This window comes from Streptomyces sp. NPDC058371, assembly GCF_042723265.1.
In the GTDB taxonomy this organism is placed as follows: Bacteria; Actinomycetota; Actinomycetes; order Streptomycetales; family Streptomycetaceae; genus Streptomyces.
In genome coordinates, this window is record NZ_JBHXJC010000008.1 from 322,390 (window position 1) to 343,698 (window position 21,309).

The 21,309-nt window shown below is 71.2% G+C and carries 17 protein-coding genes and 1 tRNA gene; 3 read left to right on the forward strand and 15 right to left on the reverse strand.

Annotation, left to right across the window (positions count from 1 at the left end):
* Positions 1-3 precede the first annotated feature (3 nt).
* A complete protein-coding gene (locus tag ACFWM2_RS24470) occupies positions 4-177 on the reverse strand; it encodes a hypothetical protein (RefSeq protein WP_383283655.1) in 174 nt (57 codons plus the stop codon).
* Between the two features lie 68 nt (positions 178-245).
* Positions 246-1,610, reverse strand: coding sequence for an MFS transporter (locus ACFWM2_RS24475; protein ID WP_383283752.1), 1,365 nt, complete (start codon positions 1,608-1,610; stop codon positions 246-248).
* Between the two features lie 222 nt (positions 1,611-1,832).
* Between ACFWM2_RS24475 and ACFWM2_RS24480 the strand changes: the two genes are divergently transcribed.
* Complete coding sequence (locus ACFWM2_RS24480) at positions 1,833-2,753, forward strand: helix-turn-helix transcriptional regulator (RefSeq protein WP_383283657.1); 921 nt, start codon at positions 1,833-1,835, stop codon at positions 2,751-2,753.
* Between the two features lie 142 nt (positions 2,754-2,895).
* Here the strand turns inward: ACFWM2_RS24480 and ACFWM2_RS24485 are convergent.
* From ACFWM2_RS24485 to ACFWM2_RS24515, 7 genes are all read right to left on the reverse strand, one after another.
* Positions 2,896-2,968, reverse strand: a tRNA-Ala gene (locus tag ACFWM2_RS24485).
* A gap of 106 nt (positions 2,969-3,074) precedes the next feature.
* Positions 3,075-3,746, reverse strand: a complete 672-nt coding sequence (locus ACFWM2_RS24490; RefSeq protein WP_383283660.1) for a histidine phosphatase family protein — start codon at positions 3,744-3,746, stop codon at positions 3,075-3,077.
* Positions 3,743-4,186 (reverse strand): ribosome silencing factor, encoded by a 444-nt coding sequence (gene rsfS / locus ACFWM2_RS24495; RefSeq protein ID WP_383283662.1) that lies wholly within the window; start codon positions 4,184-4,186, stop codon positions 3,743-3,745. The genes ACFWM2_RS24490 and rsfS overlap by 4 nt, the downstream gene beginning before the upstream one ends.
* A gap of 175 nt (positions 4,187-4,361) precedes the next feature.
* A complete protein-coding gene (locus ACFWM2_RS24500; protein ID WP_383283664.1) occupies positions 4,362-6,173 on the reverse strand; it encodes an LCP family protein in 1,812 nt (603 codons plus the stop codon).
* 16 nt (positions 6,174-6,189) lie between these two features.
* Positions 6,190-6,888: a nicotinate-nucleotide adenylyltransferase gene (gene nadD, locus ACFWM2_RS24505; RefSeq protein WP_383283667.1), complete on the reverse strand. Its 699-nt coding sequence runs from the start codon at positions 6,886-6,888 to the stop codon at positions 6,190-6,192.
* Positions 6,889-6,967: 79 nt separating this feature from the next.
* Positions 6,968-7,132, reverse strand: coding sequence for a hypothetical protein (locus ACFWM2_RS24510; protein WP_383283668.1), 165 nt, complete (start codon positions 7,130-7,132; stop codon positions 6,968-6,970).
* A gap of 216 nt (positions 7,133-7,348) precedes the next feature.
* Positions 7,349-7,510 carry a hypothetical protein gene (locus ACFWM2_RS24515; RefSeq protein ID WP_383283670.1) on the reverse strand — a complete coding sequence of 54 codons (162 nt, stop codon included), beginning with the start codon at positions 7,508-7,510 and terminating at the stop codon, positions 7,349-7,351.
* Between the two features lie 100 nt (positions 7,511-7,610).
* Here ACFWM2_RS24515 and ACFWM2_RS24520 point away from each other — a divergent pair, with 100 nt between their 5' ends.
* Complete coding sequence (locus tag ACFWM2_RS24520; protein WP_383283673.1) at positions 7,611-8,759, forward strand: M48 family metallopeptidase; 1,149 nt, start codon at positions 7,611-7,613, stop codon at positions 8,757-8,759.
* Positions 8,760-9,021: 262 nt separating this feature from the next.
* Here ACFWM2_RS24520 and ACFWM2_RS24525 read toward each other — a convergent pair whose 3' ends face one another.
* The 5 genes from ACFWM2_RS24525 to proB form a co-directional block, all read right to left on the reverse strand.
* Entirely contained in the window at positions 9,022-10,089 is a 1,068-nt protein-coding gene (locus tag ACFWM2_RS24525; RefSeq protein WP_383283675.1) for a hypothetical protein, read from the reverse strand.
* Positions 10,090-10,167: 78 nt separating this feature from the next.
* Positions 10,168-10,794 (reverse strand): hypothetical protein, encoded by a 627-nt coding sequence (locus ACFWM2_RS24530; RefSeq protein WP_383283678.1) that lies wholly within the window; start codon positions 10,792-10,794, stop codon positions 10,168-10,170.
* A 265-nt stretch (positions 10,795-11,059) separates the two neighbouring features.
* Positions 11,060-12,346: a glutamate-5-semialdehyde dehydrogenase gene (locus tag ACFWM2_RS24535; protein WP_383283680.1), complete on the reverse strand. Its 1,287-nt coding sequence runs from the start codon at positions 12,344-12,346 to the stop codon at positions 11,060-11,062.
* 73 nt (positions 12,347-12,419) lie between these two features.
* Positions 12,420-12,878, reverse strand: a complete 459-nt coding sequence (locus ACFWM2_RS24540; protein WP_383283754.1) for a hypothetical protein — start codon at positions 12,876-12,878, stop codon at positions 12,420-12,422.
* Between the two features lie 210 nt (positions 12,879-13,088).
* Positions 13,089-14,195 carry a glutamate 5-kinase gene (gene proB / locus ACFWM2_RS24545; RefSeq protein WP_383283683.1) on the reverse strand — a complete coding sequence of 369 codons (1,107 nt, stop codon included), beginning with the start codon at positions 14,193-14,195 and terminating at the stop codon, positions 13,089-13,091.
* A 512-nt stretch (positions 14,196-14,707) separates the two neighbouring features.
* Here proB and ACFWM2_RS24550 point away from each other — a divergent pair.
* On the forward strand, positions 14,708-16,819 hold the full coding sequence (locus tag ACFWM2_RS24550) for a hypothetical protein (protein ID WP_383283685.1): 2,112 nt from the start codon (positions 14,708-14,710) through the stop codon (positions 16,817-16,819).
* A 93-nt stretch (positions 16,820-16,912) separates the two neighbouring features.
* Here ACFWM2_RS24550 and ACFWM2_RS24555 read toward each other — a convergent pair whose 3' ends face one another.
* Positions 16,913-21,295 (reverse strand): trypsin-like peptidase domain-containing protein, encoded by a 4,383-nt coding sequence (locus ACFWM2_RS24555; protein ID WP_383283687.1) that lies wholly within the window; start codon positions 21,293-21,295, stop codon positions 16,913-16,915.
* Positions 21,296-21,309 lie beyond the last annotated feature (14 nt).

The following is a 21,309-nucleotide window of genomic DNA, read 5'->3' on the forward strand; positions in this document are numbered from 1 at the left end:
CGATCAGCTCCAGCTGTGGCCGCAGGCCGTGCACACGTAGGAGATCCCCCCGTTGTCACCGAGCACTTGGGCGACATGGGCCGAGCCGCAGGAAGGGCAGTCGAGGGAGGTGGCTTTCTTCCGTATCACTGCCGCTTCGAGGAGATGGTCGGTCTCCCCGAGGATGCTCGCAGGCATCGCTACTCCTCCCGTCGGGCCGCGCCCCCTTCCGGCCGTTTGATTCTGCCACGGCCGGGCCAATACGGTCAGCGACGCCTGCGTACCAGTCCGGACACGGCACCCAGGGTGGCCGTCGCGGCCAGCGCGTACATGCACGCGAGGAGCGCCTCCGCAGATGTATACGCCCCGGGAGCCCCAAGTGACTCAAGCCGGTTCAAGAAGAGGGTGCCGAAGGCCGCGACACCGATCAGCTGGCCGAGCTGGGTGACCGTCGCGAGCAGTCCGCTGGCGTCCGCCGCGTCCTCGGGCCGCACCGTGGCCAGGGCCCTGGTGAGCGTCGGACTGAAGCTGAGCGCGAGACCCACGCCCACGCCGGCGAACGCCACGTACAGCCGAAGACCGCCGTTGCCGCCGTCCCGCAGCACCCACCCTACGCCCGCCACGGAGGCCGCGGCGATCGCGAACCCGACGGGAATCAGAGCCCGTTGCCACATATCGGGCCAGGATCGCCACGTCAGACCCACCAGCCCGAAGGCCACCGCCGTCGGCGTGAAGGTCAGGCCCGCGTGCAGGGCGGTGTAGCCGAGGCCGCCCTGAATGTGCAGGGTGACCGCGAACAGGAAGCCGCCGTTGACCGCCATGACGGCCGCGATCCGGAAGATCGCGACGCCGATGCCGGGGTGACGCAGCACCCTGGGCGCGATCAGCGGCGCCCCGCCGCGCCGCGCGAGCCGGTACTCGTACGCGCAGAACAGGGCGAAGCAGATCACGGACACGGCGAGCGACAGCCACGACCACAGCGGCCAGTCCTCCTCCTGACCGAGCACGAGCGGCACCGTGAACAGTGAGACGGCGGCGGCCAGCAGCACCAGGCCCGGCAGGTCGAGGCCGCGCGAGCGTTCCGGCGCCCGCGCTGCGTCACGCGGCAGCACCCGGCTGCCGACGGCCAGCAGGACGAGGCCCACGGGCACGTTCACGAGGAACACCGGACGCCAGCCGGTGCCGAACAGGTCGGCGCTGACGAGCATCCCGCCCAGCACCTGGCCGGCCGCGGCGCCGGAGGCGATGACCGCCGCGTACGCGCCGAGCGCTCGTGCCCGTGCCTCGCCCACGAAGGTGCGCTGGATCAGGCTGAGCACCTGCGGGATCATCAGTGCCGAGCCGGCGCCCTGGACCACTCGGAAGGCGATCAACTCGCCCGTCCCCTGGGCGAGTCCGCACGCCAGCGAGGCGACCGTGAACAATGCCAGCCCGGCGAGGTGGACGCGGCGGTGACCGAGCAGGTCGCCGAGGCGCGCGCCGGTGATCAGCAGGACGGCGTACGCGATGGAGTATCCGGCGACCACCAGCTGCAGACCGGCGCCGGACGCATGGAGTTCGGAACCGATCGTGGGCATGGCCACGTTCACGATGATGACGTCGAGCATCGCCATGAACTGGGCCGTGAGCACCACCGCGAGCAGTCGGCCCGGCCGATTGTCAGTGCCAGGGTCTTTACTGGACGCAGGACTTGGACCTGCTTGCGGACCAGGGCCTACGGGGGTTGTCGTCGTCATGTTCCGAGACTGACGGCGACCGCATACGGGTAACGAGAGCCCACCGATGCTGGTACTGACAGCACCTGGCAGCGGACGGGTCCGGCACGAAGTATGGACACGGGGGATGTGAGGACGATGGTCACGACACAGCGTCGCAGGCCCGAGCTGGCCGCTTTTCTGCGCACACGGCGGGCCCGGGTGACACCGGCCGACGTGGGAATGCCAGCGGGATTCCGGCGCCGCACGCCGGGGCTGCGCCGCGAGGAGGTCGCCCAGCTCTCGGGCGTCGGCGTCACCTGGTACACGTGGCTGGAGCAGGGCCGCCCGATCAACGCGTCGCCCCAGGTGCTGGACGCCGTGGCCCGCACGCTGCGCCTGGACCAGACGGAGCGCGAGCATCTGTACCACCTGGCGGAGGTGCCCTACGAGTCCGGGCCGGAGAGCCTCGCCCAGACGGTGGGCGCGGAGATCCAGAACATCATCGACGCCCTCGACCCGCATCCGGCGGTGGTCTACAACTCGCGGTTCGACATCCTCGCCACCAATCCCGCCTACCGCGACCTGTTCATGGTCCCGGCGACGGCGCTGATCGGCGTGCCGAACGTGCTGTGGACACTGTTCGCGGTGTCCGAGGAGACCTGCCCCTTGGTGTACCGGGACCGGGAGCTGCCGGTGATGGTGGCCACGCTGCGCTCCGCGTACGGGAGACACGTGGGCGAGCCGGCCTGGGAGGACTTCATACGCAAGCTGTCCGCCAGGAGTCCGTACTTCGCCGAGCTGTGGGCCAGCGGAGAGGTCATACCGCTGGGGCCGCGCGTGAAGACGTTCCGGCATCCGGCGGTGGGCGAGATGCGCATGACCTCGGTGTCCCTGTCCGTCGACGGGATGCCGGAGTGCCGGATCGTGGCGTACTCCCCGGACGACGAGGTGGCGAGGGAGAGGGTCGCCATGCTGCGGAAGGGCCGCGAGCCGCTGTGGCCGCCCTCGGATGTCATGGACGCCGTGGATGTCATGGACGCCGTGGACGTCAAGGCACTGTGGGCCCGGACCTCCTGAGGCTCTCCTGGGACGGAGCGACGAGGCGCGGGGCGGTAGCCGGCGATGCGGGCCGGCACACGAAAAATCCCGCTCCCTGACGGGAACGGGATCTTCATCACTGATCAGTGCTGATCTTTGACAACTCAAGAGAGTTGATCTGTGGAGCTAAGGAGAATTGAACTCCTGACCTCCTGCATGCCATGCAGGCGCTCTACCAACTGAGCTATAGCCCCTTGCGTTCTTCCCGCTCGGCGGGCGAACAAGAAGAACTTTAACCGGTGACCTGCCGGAAAGTGAAATCCGGGTCCCGGCCCCTCACGAGCATCGCGGGAGGGGTGCTCAGTCGTCGTCACCGAGCACGGGCTCGGGCAACGTGCCGGCGTTGTGCTCCAGCAGCCGCCAGCCCCGCGCGCCCTGGCCGAGGACCGACCAGCAGCAGTTGGAGAGCCCGCCGAGGCTCTCCCAGTGCTGCGATTCCAGGCCGAGAAGACGCCCGATGGTCGTGCGGATGGTGCCGCCGTGGCTGACCACCACGAGGGTGCCGTCCTCGGGCAGTTTGTCGGCGTGCCGCAGCACCACGGGAGCGGCGCGGTCGGCGACCTCGCTCTCCAGTTCGCCGCCGCCTCGGCGGATCGGCTCACCGCGTTTCCAGGCCGTGTACTCCTCGCCGTACCGGGCGATGATCTCGTCGTGCGTGAGCCCCTGCCAGACGCCCGCGTAGGTCTCGCGCAGGCCCTCGTCGTGCGTCACCTCGAGACCGGTGAGCACGGCCAGCTCGGCGGCCGTGTCGGCGGCCCGCTTGAGGTCGGAGGCGACGATCGCGTCCGGCCTCAGGGAGGCGAGCAGCCGGGCAGCGCGGTTCGCCTGGCCGACACCGGTCTCGGTGAGCTCGACGTCCGTGGTGCCCTGGAAGCGGCGCTCCACGTTCCAGGACGTCTGGCCGTGCCGCCACAGGATGACGCGGCGGCCCCGGCCCTTCTTGCCGGCGTCGGCACGCGAGGGGGCGCTCACCGCAGTTCCCCGAGTTCGGCGGAGTCCTCCTCGGCCTGCAGCTTGACGTGCTCCTGGGCCTTGCCGCGCGTGGCCTTGGCGTCGGCGGGCAGCTCCAGCTCCGGGCAGTCCTTCCAGAGCCGCTCCAGGGCGTAGAAGACACGCTCCTCGCTGTGCTGGACGTGCACCACGATGTCGATGTAGTCGAGGAGAACCCAGCGGGCCTCCCGGTCGCCCTCGCGGCGTACGGGCTTGGCGCCGAGCTCCTTGTTCAGCCGCTCCTCGATCTCGTCGACGATCGACTTGACCTGGCGGTCGTTGGGCGCGGAGGCCAGCAGGAAGGCGTCCGTGATCGACAGCACGTCGCTGACGTCGTAGGCGATGATGTCGTGCGCGAGCTTGTCGGCGGCCGCCTGCGCGGCAGTGGTGATGAGCTCGATCGAACGGTCAGTGGCGGTCACTACGAAGCTTTCGGTCGGGAACAGGGGGGCGGCTGGGGGTGCGGGGTCGCCCCCGCTGTCACAGCCCGTCGGCGGTCAGGAACCCTCACGCGTCACCCCAAGGGTCTCACGGTCCGCCGAGGACACCCCACGTGATTCCGGGATCACGCCCCGGACCTGCCGGGGCGTGGTCCGGTCACGACGAGGTCTTGTAGTCCTGGCCCAGCACGACCGACACGTCGGCGCTGGACGTGACCTTGCCCTTCTTCACGGAGCTGGTCGGCAGACCCAGGGTCTTGGCGACCTCGACCGCGTCGTCCTTCCTGTCCGTGTCGGCGTAGGTGATCCGGGACACGGCCTGTGCGGTGCCGGAGGTGCCGGCGTCCAGGAAGGTGTAGCCGCCGTTGACCAGGACGACGCGAGCCTTGTCGGTGGCGTCCTTGTTGCCGCTGGCGTTGGTGATGCCGACCCGGACGGCGGCACCCGCCTCGGGACTCTTCGCGGCGCCGCCGAGCAGGTCCTTGACGACGCTGTCGCTGGACTGGGCGCTGAGGGTGCCGTCGGTCTGCACCGGTAGCAGCGCGGTCTTGTAGTCGCCGCCCTTGGCGTGGTCGGCGAGCTTGGCGAGGAAGGAGCCGAGGTCCTTGTCGTTCAGGGAGGGGTCGAGGATCTGGGCCAGTGTCTGCACGGTGGTCGTCGCGGCCCCCGAGTCGGAGGACAGCTTGCGCAGCACACCCTGCATGACCTGGCCGAACCGCTCCAGCTGCGCGTTCTGGGCCTCACCGGAGGCGCGGTAGGTGGCGTAGGCGACCGCCATCTTGCCGCTGAGAGTCTGGGCCTCGCCCTTGTGCACGAGGGGTGCGGCGCCCTTCTTGGACGACTTGGCCGCGGGGTCGGGCACATCGGCGTTGGTATCGATGTCGATGTTGCCGACCAGCTCGACGAGGTTGTTGAGGTAGGGGGTGTCGAGACGCCAGGTGCCCTCGATGTCGGTCCCCAGGACCGTGTCGATCGCGTCGCGCGTGCCGGAGGAGCCGTCGTCGTCCACCGACTTCGCGAGGGTGGTCGTGCTGCCTGAGTCGTCGGACAGGGCAAGGGAGTTGGGCAGCAGGACGGTGGCGCCCTGCTTGGTGGTGGTGTTGTCCACGAGGAGGGCCGTGGAGGTGCCGCCCTCCTTGGTGTTGTGCAGATGGACGACGACCACGTCGCGGTTCTGGGCGGCGGCGGACGTGGTGGTGCCGGACTTGCCGTCGGACGAGGCGCCGGGCAGCTTGCCCGCGTACCAGAGGTAGCCGACACCGCCGACCGCCACCAGGGCGAAGGCCACGACCAGGGCGACGACACGGCCGCGGGCCCGGCGCTTGGCCTCCTCGCGGCGCTCGGTGCGGTTCTCGGTGAACTTCAGCCAGTCGATGACGTCTTCGGAGTCGCCGTCCGGGTCCTCGACGAAGGCGAACTGCTCGGTGCGGGAGTCACGTTCGGCCCGCGGCTCGTCCTCCTCCACCGGGCCCGCCTGCTGCGGGATGTACGCGGTCTGCTCGGCAACCCGCGGCTGCCGGCCGGTACTCGCGGTCTGCCCGTAGGGGTCGTACCCGGCAGTGGTCCCGCCGGCCCCGGCCCCGCCGGCCCCGTACGGGTCGTAGGAGCCGTAGGAGGTGCCGGACTGCCCACCGTTGTCGTACGGCGGCACGGGGGGCTGTTGCCCGGTGTCGTACGGGGGCACGGGGCGCTGCTGACCGGTGTCGTAGGGCGGCGCGGCCTGCTGACCGCCGGTGTCGTACGAGGCGGCCGGGGGCTGCTGACCGGTGTCGTAGGACGGGTCGGCGCCCTGCCCGCCGGCCGCGTACGGGTCGTAACCGTAGGCCTGTTGCTGCCCGTAGGGGTCGTAACCCTGCTGCTGGGGAGGCTGTTGCTGCGGCACCTGTCGGTACACAGGCTGCCCGAACTCGTCGTAGCCGACGAGCTCGTACTGGTCGCCGCCCGCGTATCCGTCGTATCGGTCGTTCACCGGTGCCCCTCTCGGCTCACTCGCCGCGGTACAGCTCGCGCTTGTCGATATAGCGCACCACACCGTCCGGCACCAGGTACCAGACGGGGTCACCCTTGGCGACCCTCGCACGGCAGTCTGTGGACGAGATCGCGAGCGCGGGGACCTCGATGAGCGAGACACCGCCCTCGGGAAGACCCGGGTCGGTCAGCGTGTGACCGGGCCGGGTGACCCCGATGAAGTGCGCGAGGGAGAACAGCTCTTCGGTGTACCGCCAGGTGAGGATCTGGCCGAGCGCGTCGGCGCCCGTGATGAAGAAGAGGTCAGTTTCGGGGTTGAGTGCGCTCAGGTCACGCAGGGTGTCCGTGGTGTAGGTCGGGCCGCCACGGTCGATGTCGATGCGGCTCACCGAGAACTGCGGGTTCTCGGCGGTCGCGATGACCGTCATCAGATAGCGGTCCTCGGCCGGGGCGACCTTGCGCTCGGTCTTCTGCCACGGCTGCCCGGTCGGCACGAACACCACCTCGTCGAGGTGGAACTGCGCCGCGACCTCGCTGGCCGCCACGAGGTGTCCGTGGTGGATCGGGTCGAACGTTCCGCCCATGACGCCGAGGCGGCGCTTGCCCGGATTCGACGGGCCGTTTCCCGGGCCCGTCGCCGTGCGGTTCACCGCGCGGTGCTCGGCGCTGCCGTCCGTGTCGTTCGCCGGACCGGTAGGCATGTCCTGCTCTCCCATGCGTGCAGACCCTACCGGCCCGGCCGACGGGCTCCAGCCGAGAGGTCCTCGCGCCCGGCCCGGCGGCCCGGGACCGGACTCAGCGGTCCCGGTTGAAACGCGTGGTGATCCACAGCAGCAGAAGCAGCACGAAGAGCGCGCCGCCACCGGTCAGATACGGGCTGAGGCTCTCGTGGTTGCCGCCGTGCTTCTCGCCCTCGGCGGCGAGGGAGACCATCTGGGCAGCGGTGCTGTGGAAGCTCATCTTCGGCAGAACCTATCCGGTGTGGGCGGGATAAAGACGTCCGGGCCATCGTATGCGGGGGCCGTGGCGCGCATCACGCCGACTCCGCCGTTGGGGAGGCCGGTTGCCGCGGACGGGCCGGGCGGCCCGGGCCGGAGCAGTCCCGCGCGTGGCCGGAGAGAGCCCTCAAGTGGGCCCGAGTGGCACGATGGGCTCAGCAGCAGGGTGGCAATGCGCTCAGTCGTCGTCCTGCCGGTAACCCCGCAGCAGGAACCACGCGAGCAGCACGATCCCGACGACGGACACGATCAGCACGATGCGCAGCAGGTCACCCGCTCCGTGCTGGTCTGCCGCGGTCGCGGCCTCGGTGAGCCAGGCGGCTGCGGGGATGTGCTCCATGGGATCGCTCCTTACGGTGTGCTGCCCTGTCACCGTATCTCCGCCTAGGCTGGACTCCGCTTCGGGGGCACATAGGGCAATCAGACGCATGGGGGAACACATGTCCGACGACAGCCATGAGCAGAACGGGCACGAGCACGTGCCGAGCAGGCAGCGCAGGCGCTTCCCGGGAATCTCCTCGCGGACGTACGAACATCCGGCGGACCGCTCGGCCCTGGTGGCCCTGCGCAAGCTCAGCGGCTTCGACACGGTCTTCAAGGCACTCAGCGGTCTGCTGCCCGAGCGCAGCCTGCGGCTGTTGTTCCTGTCCGACTCGGTGCGGGTCTCGGACGCGCAGTTCGCGCACCTCAACGACATGCTGCGGGACGCCTGTTACATCCTGGACCTGGAGAAGGTCCCACCGATGTACGTCAGCCAGAACCCACAGCCGAACGCCATGTGCATCGGCATGGACGAGCCGATCATCGTCGTCACGACGGGCCTCGTCGAGCTGCTGGACGAGGAGGAGATGCGGGCCGTCATCGGCCACGAGGCCGGCCACGCGCTGTCCGGCCACTCGGTGTACCGCACGATCCTGCTGTTCCTCACCAGCCTCGCGCTCAAGGTGGCCTGGATTCCGCTCGGCAACCTCGCGATCATGGCGATCGTGACCGCCCTGCGCGAGTGGTTCCGCAAGTCGGAGCTCTCGGCCGACCGCGCCGGTCTCCTGGTCGGCCAGGACCTGCAGGCCTCGATGCGCGGCCTGATGAAGATCGCGGGCGGCAACCACCTGCACGAGATGAACGTCGACGCGTTCCTCACCCAGGCCGAGGAGTACGAGGCGGGGGGCAACCTGCGCGACTCCGTGCTCAAGATCCTGAACGTCCTCCCCCGCTCGCATCCCTTCACCACAGTGCGCGCGGCCGAGCTGAAGAAGTGGGCCGAGTCCCGCGACTACCAGCGGATCATGGACGGTCACTACCCGCGGCGCGACGAGGACAAGGACACCTCGGTGTCCGACTCCTTCCGGCAGTCGGCCGCCAGCTATGCCAGCGATGTGAAGAACTCCAAGGATCCGCTGATGAAGCTGGTCAGCGACATCGCGGGCGGCGCCGGTGACCTCGGCGGGCGGGTACGGCGCGGCTTCGGCGGCTTCGCCGCGGGCTCACCTCGGGACGAGTCCCGGCCGACGACCCCGCCGACAGACCCGCCGGCGGACCCGCCGAACGGCCGGCCGCCCCGGGACACGGCTCCGGACGACGAGGACTGACCCGCACGGGGACCGCGTCGGCGGCCACCGGCGCGAGGCAGCCGTCGGCGGCCACCTGCGCGAGGCAGCCGTCGGCGGCCACCGGCGCGAGGCGGCCGCCGACCGCCACCGGCCCGCACCCGGGCCGGCCCGCGCGTCGCACCTCGCCCGTCACAACCCCGACCGTCGCACCTCCGCGGTCACCGGCCGTGACCGGCCGCCGGGATCCGGACCCGCCCCGGCCGGCCCCGGACCCGGACCGGCCGCACCCGGACCCGGCAGGTCACACCCTCGGCTGCGCGCTGGTCGCCAGCGACCCGCACAGCGCCGTGGCGCTGCCGGTGGCGTACGGATCCGTGCCGGCCGGGCCGCCCGCCTTCGCCGTCTGGCCGGCGAGCAGCGGGCGAAGGTGGTTCGTCGAGTCCTCGGCGCAGGCGAGCGGACCGGCCTGGACGTACGAGACGACCAGCTCGGCCTGGTGCATGCGCAGGTCGTCGCGGTCGAAGCGGAAGTGCAGCTCGCGCCGGACGGTGAACAGGGACGCCTGCGCCTTGCCGTTCGCGCCCGTCGGCTTCAGCGCGTAGACGAGGGTGTGGTCGGCGATGATCTCCAGGGTGCTCGCGTCGAACTCGGCGGCCTGAAGGGTGCCCTGCACCCGGATGCTGCTGTCGGCCAGCTGAGCCCGGGACGGGTCGAAGCGGACCAGCCAGCCGGTCGGCGCGTGCCGTCCGTCCGCCGCGGGGTGCGCGAAGCTCTCGTCGAACTGGTCGAGCTGCTGTGGGTCGAGCAGGATCCGTACCGGCCGGGTGGCCCCGCCGGTGAGGACGTCCGGGTCGAGCGAGGACCTGACCAGGTAGTCCTTGGCGGTCGTCAGGGCGGTGACGACCTGGCTGTCCGAGAAGTGCGCGGTGCGCCGGGAGGCCGGCAGGGTGAAGCCGTCCGCGCCGATGCGGAACTGGGCGGCCGGGCTGTGCGCGTACAGGCTCTCGGCGTTCGCGGCGCCGGGCACGGCGGTGCCCGGCGCGAGCGGGATCACCGTCATCCGCAGCGGCTCGGGCGGCTGCGCGACCTGGGTCTGATACGGGTGGCGCACCCCCATGTAGATCGCGGTGCCGAAGGCGACCGCGATCAGCAGGACGAGGATCAGCGCCTGCCGGGACAGCCCACGTCTGAGGGGCGGGCGCCGGCGTACGGCGGGGGCGTGGTCGGCCATCCGCTCCTGGGCGGAGAATTCCTGGAGCCGGGCAGCGCGGACGAACGACTCGTCGAAGACGACGGATCGGTACTCGTCCTCTCCACCGCCCGGGGCACCCTCGGGTGTCCCCTCAGGTGGCTCTCCTGGCCCGCCCATACTTTCAGGGTAGGTCTCGCGGAGCCCCGGTAAACGCTGTGGTACGCGACAAGTTCCGACAGCTTCTCAACGGGCGGGTCATGGCGTTCGGGGGTCCGCCGACACCGCTGGCTGGGAGTAGTCGGCGGAGGCCGAGGGACTCACCCCGGTGACCTTCTCCCGACCTTGTTCAAGACCTGTCGACGCGGGTGGCGGGACCTGGTCCTGGCGGCCCGAGGAAGCGCCCCGGTAGACGGCCGTGAAAGCCAGCGCCACCATGCCGATCCCCATCAGCAGGGCCAGCATCCAGGCGACAGGACGGTGCCAGCGGCCCGCCTTCCCGTACGTCCCGGACACCCCGTAGCGGCCTTCCAGAACTTCCGTGTCGTCCAGATCGTCGAGATCCCGGTCATGGCCGAAATCATCACGGTCGTCGGGGCCGAACCCGTCCTCGTAGCGCTCGTCCTCGCCGCGCGCTCCCCTGGCGTGCGCCCGGCGCGCTTCCTCGGAGGCCTCAGCACGGGCCTGGGCGGCGGCGAGCAGGCGTTCCACTGCGGTCGGCTCGTGGACCACGGCCGCACGGACGAAGTCCTCGTCGAAGACCACGGAGGCGAACTCTTCGTCCATACCCCCGCGGTCGCGGTCGTCGTCGGGCTCCGAGCCGTCCGGAAACGGCGTGCCCCCCACGTCCTCCGGCACGGCTCCAGAGTAGACCTGGGGGGTCATTTTGGGCAGACGGTACGGAAATTCATCCACCTGGCGAGACGATTACCGCGGGATACCGGCGGGATGTCGGCGGGAAGGTCGCGGGATGGTCGCGGGACACCAGCGCGAGCCCCGGCGCACGCCGGGCGCACAGGGCCCCGCGCCGGGCTCAGCCGGTCCGCACCGGGACTGCACCGAAGCTCAGCCGGTCCGCACCGGGACTGCACCGAAGCTCAGCCGGTCCGCACCGGGGCTGCACCGAAGCTCAGCCGGTCCGCATCGGGGCTCAGCGGCGAATGTGCCCGTCGCCGGTGACGATGTACTTCGTGCTCGTCAGCTCCGGCAGCCCCATCGGCCCCCGCGCGTGCAGCTTCTGCGTGGAGATGCCGATCTCGGCGCCGAAGCCGAACTGGCCACCGTCCGTGAAGCGGGTCGAGGCGTTCACCGCGACCGTCGTCGAGTCGACCAGCTGGGTGAAGCGGCGCGCGGCCTGCTGCGAGGTGGTGACGATCGCCTCGGTGTGCCCGGAGCTCCACAGCCGGATGTGCGTCACGGCCCGGTCGAGCGAGTCCACGACGGCGGCGGCGATGTCGTAGGACAGATACTCCGTGTCCCAGTCCTCCGTCGTGGCCTCGACGGCGGTGACCTTGGAGTCCTTGGCGTAGGCGAGGACGCGCTCGTCGCCGTGCACGGTGACGCCGGCGTCCGCCAGGGCGTCCAGGGCACGCGGCAGGAACTCGTCGGCGATGTCCTGGTGGACCAGGAGGGTCTCGGCGGAGTTGCAGACACTGGGGCGCTGCGCCTTGGAGTTGATCAGGATGTCGATCGCCATGTCGATGTCGGCGTTCGCGTCGACGTAGACGTGACAGTTGCCGGTACCGGTCTCGATGACCGGAACGGTGGACTCCTGGACGACGGTGCGGATCAGGGCGGCGCCGCCGCGCGGGATCAGCACGTCGACCAGACCCCGGGCCCGCATCAGCTCACGTACGGACTCCCGGCCCTCACCGGGCACGAGCTGCACGGCGTCGGCGGGCAGTCCGGCCCCGCCCACGGCGTCGCGCAGCACGCGCACGAGGGCGGTGTTCGATTCGTACGCCGAGGACGAGCCGCGCAGCAGCACGGCGTTGCCGGACTTCAGGCAGAGGGCGGCCGCGTCGACCGTGACGTTCGGGCGGGCCTCGTAGATGATCCCGACGACGCCGAGGGGGACGCGGACCTGGCGCAGGTCGATGCCGTTCGGAAGGGTGGAGCCGCGGACGACCTCGCCGACCGGATCGGGCAGGGCCACGACGTCGCGCACGTCCGAGGCGATGGCGCGGACGCGCTCGGGCGTGAGGGTGAGCCGGTCGATGACGGTCTCGCTGGTGCCGGCCTCCCGGGCCCGGGCGATGTCCTTGGCGTTGGCCGCGACGATCTCGCTCGTACGGACTTCCAGCGCGTCCGCGATGGCGAGCAGCGCGTCGTCCTTCTCGGCCCGCGGCAGGGGCGCCAGGTCGGCGGCGGCGGACTTCGCGCGGTAGGCGGCCCGGGCGACCGGGGACATCGAGTCGTACGGCGAGAGCGTGGTCATGTCGGCAGCGTAATGCTCCGAACGAGTCTGTTCAGCCCTTGTCCCAAACCCCGAGACACCCGGCGAAGGCGGCTCAAAAGGGATGAACGCCCACGGGTGTCGCGGGCAGCGGGCCGTATCCCTCGGCGATGCGCTGGTGGTAGGTCTCGCGGTCGATGACCTCCAGGCCGACGATCTCCCAGGGCGGGAGCTTGGCGGTCTGCCGGTGCTCGCCCCACAGCCGCAGCGCGACCGCCGCGGCGTCGTGCAGATCGCGGGCCTCTTCCCAGTAGCGGATCTCCGCGTGGTCGTTGGCGTACCGGCTGGTCAGCAGAAAGGGATGGTCGTGGGCGAGCTGCTCGAGCCCGCGCCTGACCTCTTTCAGCGGCGCCTCGCCACCCGAGACGCTCAGCGTGACGTGCCACAGCCGGGGCGCGTCCTTGGGCTCCTCGCCCTCGTACGTGTCTCCCGCGGCGACGCTCGTCAGGGCCCGTTCCTCGCCCAGCGCGCGGGAGGTACCACCACCGCGGGACGCCGCCGCCCCAGGGCGCACTCGTCTCACAACGGCCTCCTTTACGCAATGGTCGTGCGGAATCTCCCTGAAACAAATTTGAGCAGCTGAGGCGCCCTCGCGTGGCGGTTTTACGGAACGTCCCCCGCCGGAGGGCGGGGGAATCGGCCGTTCAGGGCCGCTGTGGCCGGTTGTTCCACGCGGTGTTCCACGCCGTCTTCCCCGGGTGGAGCACGACGTGTTCGCCGTGTTCTACGGGTGCAGGAGGACCAGATCGTCCCTGTGTACGACCTCGCGCTCGTACCCGGGGCCGAGCTCGCGGGCCAGCTCCCTGGTCGAGCGGCCGAGCAGCTGGGGGATCTCCTTGGCGTCGAAGTTCACCAGCCCGCGCGCGACGGCGCGCCCCGTGCTGTCGCGCAGCTCGACGGGGTCGCCGGCGGTGAACTCGCCCTCGACCGCCGCGATGCCCGCGGGCAGCAGCGACTTGCGCCGCTCGACGACCGCGCGGACCGCGCCGTCGTCGAGGGTGAGCGCGCCCTGCGGGGTCGAGGCGTGCTGCAGCCACAGCAGCCGGTCGGCGGAGCGGCGGCCGGTGGCGTGGAAGTAGGTCCCCGTGTCACGGCCGGCGAGGGCGTCGGCGGCGTGCACGGCGGAGGTGAGGACGACCGGGATGCCGGCGGCCGCCGCGATGCGGGCCGCCTCGACCTTGGTGACCATGCCGCCGGTGCCGACGCCGGCCTTGCCCGCGCTGCCGATCTCGACGTGCGCGAGGTCCTGCGGGCCGTGCACCTCCGCTATCCGCGACGTACCGGGCCGGCTGGGGTCGCCGTCGTACACGCCGTCCACGTCCGAGAGCAGGACCAGCAGATCGGCCCGTACGAGATGGGCGACGAGCGCGGCCAGCCGGTCGTTGTCGCCGAAGCGGATCTCGTCCGTGGCGACGGTGTCGTTCTCGTTGACGACCGGCAGGGCGCCCATCGCGAGGAGCTTGTCGAGGGTGCGCGAGGCGTTGCGGTGGTGGGCGCGGCGGCTCATGTCGTCCGAGGTGAGCAGCACCTGGCCGACGCGGACGCCGTGGCGGGCGCAGGAGGCGGCGTAGCGGGCCACCAGGAGGCCCTGGCCGACGCTGGCGGCGGCCTGCTGCCGGGCGAGGTCCCTGGGCCGGCGCCGCAGCCCCAGCGGGGCCAGCCCGGCGGCGATGGCGCCGGACGAGACGAGGACGATCTCCCGCTCCCCGCCGCTGCGGCTCTTGGCGAGGGCGTCGACAAGGGCGTCGACCCGGTCCGCGTCGAGGCCGCCGGTCGCGGTGGTCAGCGACGACGAGCCCACTTTGACGACGATCCTGTGGGCGTCCGCCACACCTTGCCTTGCCGCTGACACGTACGTCCCCAATGTCTCCGAATTCCGACCAGCCCGGTGTGTGCAATCTACGTGAGGGCGGGGTCCGGACGCCGCCGCGTTTCGAGGGGCGGACGACGCCCGAGGCCCGGACGGGCGGCTCCCGGCCGCGGACGGCCGGCCGGCCGCACACACGGCGCGGACGGCGCCGTCGGGCGCGGGGCAGGAGCGGTGTACGACGCCGACGGGCACGGAGTGGGAGCCGTGGATGGCGCCGGCGGGCGCCGGGTGAGAGCCATGCACGGCGTCGGCGGCCCCGGGATGAGAGCGTGTCCGGCGCGGGATCCGGGCGCGGACGGTCTCCGCGGTCTCGGCGTTCCAGGCAGGATGTCCGTTTTCCGGTGATAGTTCTCACCCAAGATTGCTAGCCGGGCGCCAGAGGTCATACGGTCAGTGGTCGGCCATGGTTATCTTCGCCGGCCGACCCCACGCTTCCCCCCCATCCGTCGCATCCCTTCGCAGGAGCCCAGCCCGTGCCTTCCGCAGGCCTCGCCCCCCGCCGCATCGTGCAGTTCTCCGCACTGCTCGCGATGTTCGCGCTCTTCACGGCCCAGATCGTCTCCGCTCTGGTGCCGTACGTCCCGGTGTTCATCGCCGCGAGCGCGGCGGGACTCGCTCTGGACGTCTATCTGCAGTACCGCGACCCCGGTCTGCTCGCGCTGCTCGGCAAGGTCCGCTTCGACGTCACGGTCCGCCAGCTGCTGCGCGACATGCTGGTCCTGGTGGGACTGCTGCGGATCGACGGCATCGACCCGGACCGCGAGCAGGCGCCACTGCTGGTCGCGCTGTGCCTCTTCTACGCGCTGCACTTCGCGTGCCAGGCCGTCGCCGTCCTCGTCCGCCGCACCCGGACGCTGCCGATCGTCACGCGGAACATCGACGCGTCGGCGCTGCGCCTGACCGCCGCGCCGCCGCGCATCCTGGCCCGCCGCCAGGGCCACCGTCTGCTGACCTTCTCCATCCCGACGACCGTCGGTCTCACCGTCACGGCGGCCACCCGGCACGCCATGTGGGGCGAGATCGGTGTCGGCGTCGCTCTGCTGCTGATCATCGGCGGCACCGCGTACCTGGGCACCTGGCTGCTCCCGAAGAAGCGCGCCAAGAGCGAGCAGAAGGTGATGGAGTGGCTGGACAACTGGCTGGCGGACTACCGGCCGACCGTCGCCATGTACTTCTCCGGCGGTACGACGTCCGCCTACCAGGCGAACATGTGGCTGTCCACGCTCTCCCAGATCGACGCCAAGCCGCTGATCGTGCTGCGTGAGCGCTTCATGGTCCAGAAGATCGAGGCGACCGACGTCCCGGTCATCTGCTTCCCGAAGGTCTCCACGATGTTCTCGCTGGAGAACTCGACGCTGAAGATGATGCTGCACCCGGCCAACGCGGCGAAGACCTCGCAGGTGCTGCGCATCCCCACGATCAAGCACGCCTTCATCAACCACGGCGAGAGCGACAAGCTGTCCTCCTGCAACCCGTACGCGAAGGCGTACGACGAGGTGTGGGTGGCCGGTCCCGCGGCCCGCGACCGCTACGCCCTCGCCGAGGTCGGCGTGGAGGACAAGGACATCGTCGAGGTCGGCCGCCCGCAGCTGGCGCCGATCCGCCCCTACTCGGGCGCACCCACGGGCACGTACACGACCGTGCTGTACGCCCCCACCTGGGAGGGCTGGGACGGCAACCCGGGCAACACCTCGGTGGTGCTGGCCGGCGAGAACATCGTCAAGGGGCTGCTGGCCGACGACGGCGTGCGTCTCCTCTACAAGCCGCATCCGATGACCGGCTCCGTCGACCCGCGCGCGGGTGCCGCCAACGAGCGCATCATGGCGATGATCCGCGAGGCCAACACCAAGCGGTCGGGCGCCCGCCCCGGCCCGGAGGCAGCGGCCGAACTGGCCCGCCGTACGGCCGAGTTGGACAAGCTCACCTCGACCGCGTTCCGTGAGAGCGCGGACGAACTGGAGCGGATGCTGCTCCAGGGCGCGCCGGAGGGTGACCGAGAGGCCGCCATCGCCGAGGCCACGACGGCCTGGGAGAAGGCCTACTGGGCGTCCTTCCCGGAGTGGGAGCACCAGATCGTCACGGACGCGCGGCCGGCGATCTTCGCCTGCTTCAACCAGGCCGACCTGCTGATCAGCGATGTCTCGTCGGTGGTCTCCGACTGGCTGTCCAGCGAGAAGCCGTACGCGGTCGCCAACACCTCGGGCCTGTCCGAGTCGGCGTTCCGCACGGGCTTCCCCACGGTGTCCGCGGGTGCCGTCCTCAGCCCGGCCGCGGACGGCATCCCGGCCCTCCTGGAGTCGGTCCGCCGGCCGGAGAAGGACGACTTCACCACGGCTCGCGCGGCCCTCAAGGAGCACCTGCTGGGCCCCTCGGACTCGCCGTCCCTGGCCCGTTTCAACGCCGCGATCGACGATCTGTGCACCAAGGCGGACGAGCGCCGGGTACTGATGGAGGGCCGTCTCGCCGCGGAGATCCCCTCGCCCCGGTCCGCCGCCGAGGAGACGGCACAGGAGGCCACCCAGGGTCTGGACGCCGAGGACAACGGCGCCGAGGACAACGGCGCGGAGGACTCGGTCACCGCGTAGGTCCCTCCCGCCCCTGCCGTACGTCCGAAGGGCCTCCGGAAGCCGATGCTTCCGGAGGCCCTTCGGCGTTCGCGGACGGTCACGCCGGGCGGATCACCCCGGGCAGACGGCGTCGGGCAGCCCCGGCAGCCCCCGCCGCTCGTCACCGGTGAGATCACGGCCGAGGACCCCGCACAGATGGCGCTTCCACCGTCCGGGGTCGAGCGAGAACAGTTCCGCGGAACCCTCCGGGACCAGCAGCAGCGTCTTCCCGTCCCTGGTGGCGGCGAGGAAGTACTGGTCCTTCTCGAAGTCGTACGTCTCGAAGCGGCTCGGGTCCGACGCCTGCTGGAAGCGGACGGAGCTGCCGGTGGCCAGGAAGAACTCCGAGCCCTTTCCGGTGAAACCGAAGGTGAAGCCGTCGCCCCAGGACTCGTCGTTCGACCCGAGCGGCCCGAGCGGACCCAGTACCCGTTCCGGCTTGTGTCCGCGCCGCACCGACCACACCTCGACCATGCTGCCCTTGGTCTTCGCGGCCACGAACCGCCCAGTCGCGTCGGGGCGGGCCCGGTCGATGTCGTCGCCGAGCGTGACGCGCAGTGCCCTGTTCTCCTTGCCGACCCGCAGGTCGACGGCGAAGAGGGTGGACTTGCCGCGGACCATGACCTGCACGTACCCGGGCTCGGGACGGTCATTGACCGCGAACCCGGAATCGGAGGGCGCGGACGCGAAGCTGAGCAGGGGCGGGTTCTTCTTGGTCAGCTTGAGGTCCCGCGCGTCGATGGTCTTGGTGAGGCGGCGGCCGTCACGGGCGTTCCAGTGCTCGATCACCGTGCCGGAGACGGTGACCAGTTCGTCGGTGTCCCGCAGGAACAGGAGCGACAGCCGGCCGGGCTTCCCGTACTTGTCGACGGGCGGCTTGCGGGTGGTGATCTCGGCGACCTTGCGCAGCGACGGAACCTGCCGGATCACGAGTCTGTTCCGGCCGACCACGTCGGCCACCAGGGTCTGTGCCCGGTTGACGGCCAGTGCGTGCGGGGGCCTCGGGTCCATCGCCTCGTCCATCGGCGGCCGCTTGACCTGGGCCTTCACCCGCCCGGTCGACGCGTCGACGAGGGCCAGCCGGTTGCCGACGAGGCCGGTCGGATGGTCCCGCGTCTCCAGGTGGGCGACGATCGTCCTGTCGTCGTCGAACACCAGAGGATGGACGAGGACGAGATTCACCGGATGGTCGCTCGGTTTCAACGCCAGCCCGGTCACCGTTGTCTCGTCCCAGGTGGACACCACGGGATCACGCGAGTCCCCCATGAGACGGCCCGTGGGGTTGGCGGGCTCGGGCGCCTCGGCCTGCTGCGGTGTGCTGCCTCGCCGTGCGTCGCCGATCAGCCACTGCGAGCCGCTGTCGTACATGGCCAGGCGCCCACCCGACTTGTCCACGGCCATGCCTCTGCAGCTGTAGGACCCGGTCTCGTACCGGTTCAGCACCCGTCCCCGGGCCACGTCGACGGTCCGGTAGACGGCCTGGTCCGAATAGCCGTCCTTCTCCTTCCGGCAGTAGGCCAGCACACTGCCGTCGCCCGACAGAGTGAAGGCCGGTGCCTCTTTGATGAAGGTCGACATGGAGAACGACCCGACGCCATCCGCCAGTTCACGCGTCTTCCCGGTGCGGATGTCGACGGTCAGGACCGTGTGCTCCGTGCTGTACGTGCCACTGTCGGGCGGCTGGACCACCAGGGTCCGCTCGTCCGGGCCGAACCACACCGCCTTGACCGCGGGCACGCGTCCGGGCACCTGCCGGCCGGTCTTCGTCCTCAGGTCCCACAGCCGCAGCCGCCCGTCCGCGACCGTGACCACCTGCCGGGCGTCCGGGGAGAAGTCCATGAAGTGGACCTGCTCGCTGTCATGGCGCTTGTTCTCGCCCTTGTCCCAGAATTCGGCATCGGGGACCGAGCCGCCCCGGCCGAGCAGGCCCTCCGCGCTGTCCGCCCCGGGATGGACGTCCCACCAGGCCAGCGCGCCCGCCGTCGAGACGTAGGCGATGCGCCGGCCGTCCCTGCTGACCAGCGGATAGAACGCCAGGTCCGGGATCTGCAACTGCTTGCGCAGCGTGTGTCCTGCGGCGCTGCGGACGAACAGCGAGGCGCGCCCCAGCCGGGTCGTCGCCAGCGTCACCCGGCCGTCGGCGCTCGTCGCCACGGCGTCGATCTGTCCTTCGGCTCCGCTCAGCACCCACGCGGCGCTCCTGAAGCGGTCGTATCCGCGCAGCATGGCGCTGCGGGCCTCCTGCGTCGGCGCGATGTCGTACGCCCCCATGGCCACCAGGGCGGACTGCCCCGGGTCCCGCTTGCTCAGTTCCTCGGAGAGGCTGGCCAGCGCACGGGACCGTGCGTCCGCGCCCCGCTGCTCGCTCACCTGCGACTGGTAGACGAGGAAGGTGCCGAGCCCGGCGATCAGTGCGAGCACCAGCGCCACGGCGGTCCACGCGGCGCGCGACCGCGTACGGCGGGCACGCTGCCGCTGCCTGGCGCGGGCGAGGAAGCCCCGTTCTTCTTCGGTCAGTTCGCCCTCGCGGTCGGCCAACCAGCCGTGCGCACCGCCCGGTTGCGGGAGCAGCTCCGGTGACCGGTCGCCCCGCTCCCAGCGCTCCCGGTCGTGAGCGAGCTCCGCCCGTCCGGCCAGGAACTCGCTGTCGGCCTTCACCTGCTGCCGGAGCGCGGGCCAGGCGGTGATCAGTGCCTCGTGGGCCAGTTCGGCGGTCTCCGGTTCCTGCTCGCCGCCGTGCAGCACCAGCAGCCGCCGCTCGGCGAAGGACCGCGCGAGCCGCCATCGCGTCTCGCCCGCCTCCTGCCGGGTGAGTCTGCGGCGCAGGGGGGTCTCGCTGCCGGGCAGCACCCGCACCAGCCCGGTGAGCAGCCGCAGCGCGTCGGCCTGCGCCTGCTCCCCGACGCACTCCCGCCAGGCGTTCTCGGAGTGCAGCGCGAGCGCTCCGGACACACCGTTCATCTCGTCGTACGTCGCGGCGCGCAGCCGTCCGACGCTGCGCCGGCGCCAGAGCTGTTCGAGGACGAAGCCGAGGAGCGGGAGGATTCCCGGCTCACCGCCCGCGTCGTCGAGGATGCGCCGGTCGAGGCCTGGGTCGTACGCCACGCCCGGCACCTGCTCGACCGGCCTGGTGATCACCTCGCGGAGCTGGTCCCGGGACATCGGCGTCAGCGGGAGCGTGCGGCCCGTGCGCAGGGCGGGGCCCAGCCGCGGGTGCTTGAGCACGGCGTCCATGAAGTCGGCCCGGAGCGTGACCAGCACGCGCGGGCCGCCTGCCCCGCGGCGGTCGGGGAAGAGCAGTTCCACGGCCTGCGCGACCTCGGCCTCCGTACGGTCCAGGAGTGCTTCGGCCTGGTCGAGTACGACGAGCAGCTTGCCGCCGGCCCGGCCCCGCGCCCGGTGCAGGGCATCCGCGAGGCCCTTGTCCGCGAGCCATGCCTCGACCTGGTCGGCGCTCTCGGCCCGGGCGGGGCCGTACCGTCCCGTGCGGATGTCCTCGTACAGCTCGGTGGCGAGTGCGGAGAGCGGGGAGGAGACCTGGCCGGCGTTCACCACCAGCACGTCGTGGCCGCTCTCCCGCATCCGGGGGACGACGCCGGCCAGGGCCAGCGACGACTTCCCGGAGCCCGAGGGGCCGTACAGGGTGACGGTCGGCTGATCGCCGCGCAGGGCCGCGAGCACCTCCTCGATGTCGTCGTCCCGCCCGAAGAAGACGTCCGTGTCGCCCTCCTGGAAGGTGGCAAGACCGCGGAAGGGCACGGCGGGAAGCAGGACGGGGGCGAGCTCGGGGACTTCCCGGAGCAGGGTTCTGGTCCGCAGCAGGAAGGCCTGCTGGGCGTCCTGCTCGGGCTGGGCTGCGACCATGAGGCCGACCGCCGCGCCGAGTTCGTTGTCCCAGACGGGGGTGCCGCTGAAGCCCTTGCGGACGTGTGCGGCCTGTCCGTCGGCCCGGGAGAGCTGGATCCAGCCCTCGCCGGTGGCTCCGCCGAGCTTCCCGCGGAACCAGGTCTCGCCCGGCTCCCCGTCCGTGAAGCCCACCGCGCGCGCTCCGTGCTCCCAGACGCTCTCGGGGTCGGCCATGGGCAGCGGGCGGGCCCCCGGGAGGGGCTCCGGCAGTCGCAGTACGGCCACGTCACCGGTCCGGTCGGCCCTGATCGGTATCCAGAACTCGACGACGGCCTTGTGCTCCCGCCGCCCGCCGCCCGCACCGTTCCCCGCGCCCTCGGCCGGCCCGGTGCGCTCTGCCAGCGGGAGGTCGACCGTGACCGCGGTCCCGGCGGTCACCGCCGTCTCCCGTGGCCGGTCCAGGACGTCCGACACCACATGGGCGCAGGTGACCACCAGATCCGGGGCGACGAGGAAGCCCGCGCCCCCGATCACACCGTCCTGCCCCTTGATCCGGACGACCGCTGCGGCCAGCACCTCGTCCGGACTCTGCGACTCTTCCCCCGTCACCGCGCCCCCGTTCG

Bases quoted from the DNA above. Each gene is read 5' to 3' on its own strand.
- ACFWM2_RS24470 (WP_383283655.1), bottom strand. From the start codon at position 177: ATGCCTGCGAGCATCCTCGGGGAGACCGACCATCTCCTCGAAGCGGCA.
- ACFWM2_RS24480 (WP_383283657.1), top strand. From the start codon at position 1,833: ATGGTCACGACACAGCGTCGCAGGCCCGAGCTGGCCGCTTTTCTGCGC.
- nadD (WP_383283667.1), bottom strand. From the start codon at position 6,888: ATGGGAGAGCAGGACATGCCTACCGGTCCGGCGAACGACACGGACGGC.
- ACFWM2_RS24510 (WP_383283668.1), bottom strand. From the start codon at position 7,132: ATGAGCTTCCACAGCACCGCTGCCCAGATGGTCTCCCTCGCCGCCGAG.
- ACFWM2_RS24515 (WP_383283670.1), bottom strand. From the start codon at position 7,510: ATGGAGCACATCCCCGCAGCCGCCTGGCTCACCGAGGCCGCGACCGCG.
- ACFWM2_RS24520 (WP_383283673.1), top strand. From the start codon at position 7,611: ATGTCCGACGACAGCCATGAGCAGAACGGGCACGAGCACGTGCCGAGC.
- ACFWM2_RS24525 (WP_383283675.1), bottom strand. From the start codon at position 10,089: ATGGGCGGGCCAGGAGAGCCACCTGAGGGGACACCCGAGGGTGCCCCG.
- ACFWM2_RS24530 (WP_383283678.1), bottom strand. From the start codon at position 10,794: ATGACCCCCCAGGTCTACTCTGGAGCCGTGCCGGAGGACGTGGGGGGC.
- ACFWM2_RS24535 (WP_383283680.1), bottom strand. From the start codon at position 12,346: ATGACCACGCTCTCGCCGTACGACTCGATGTCCCCGGTCGCCCGGGCC.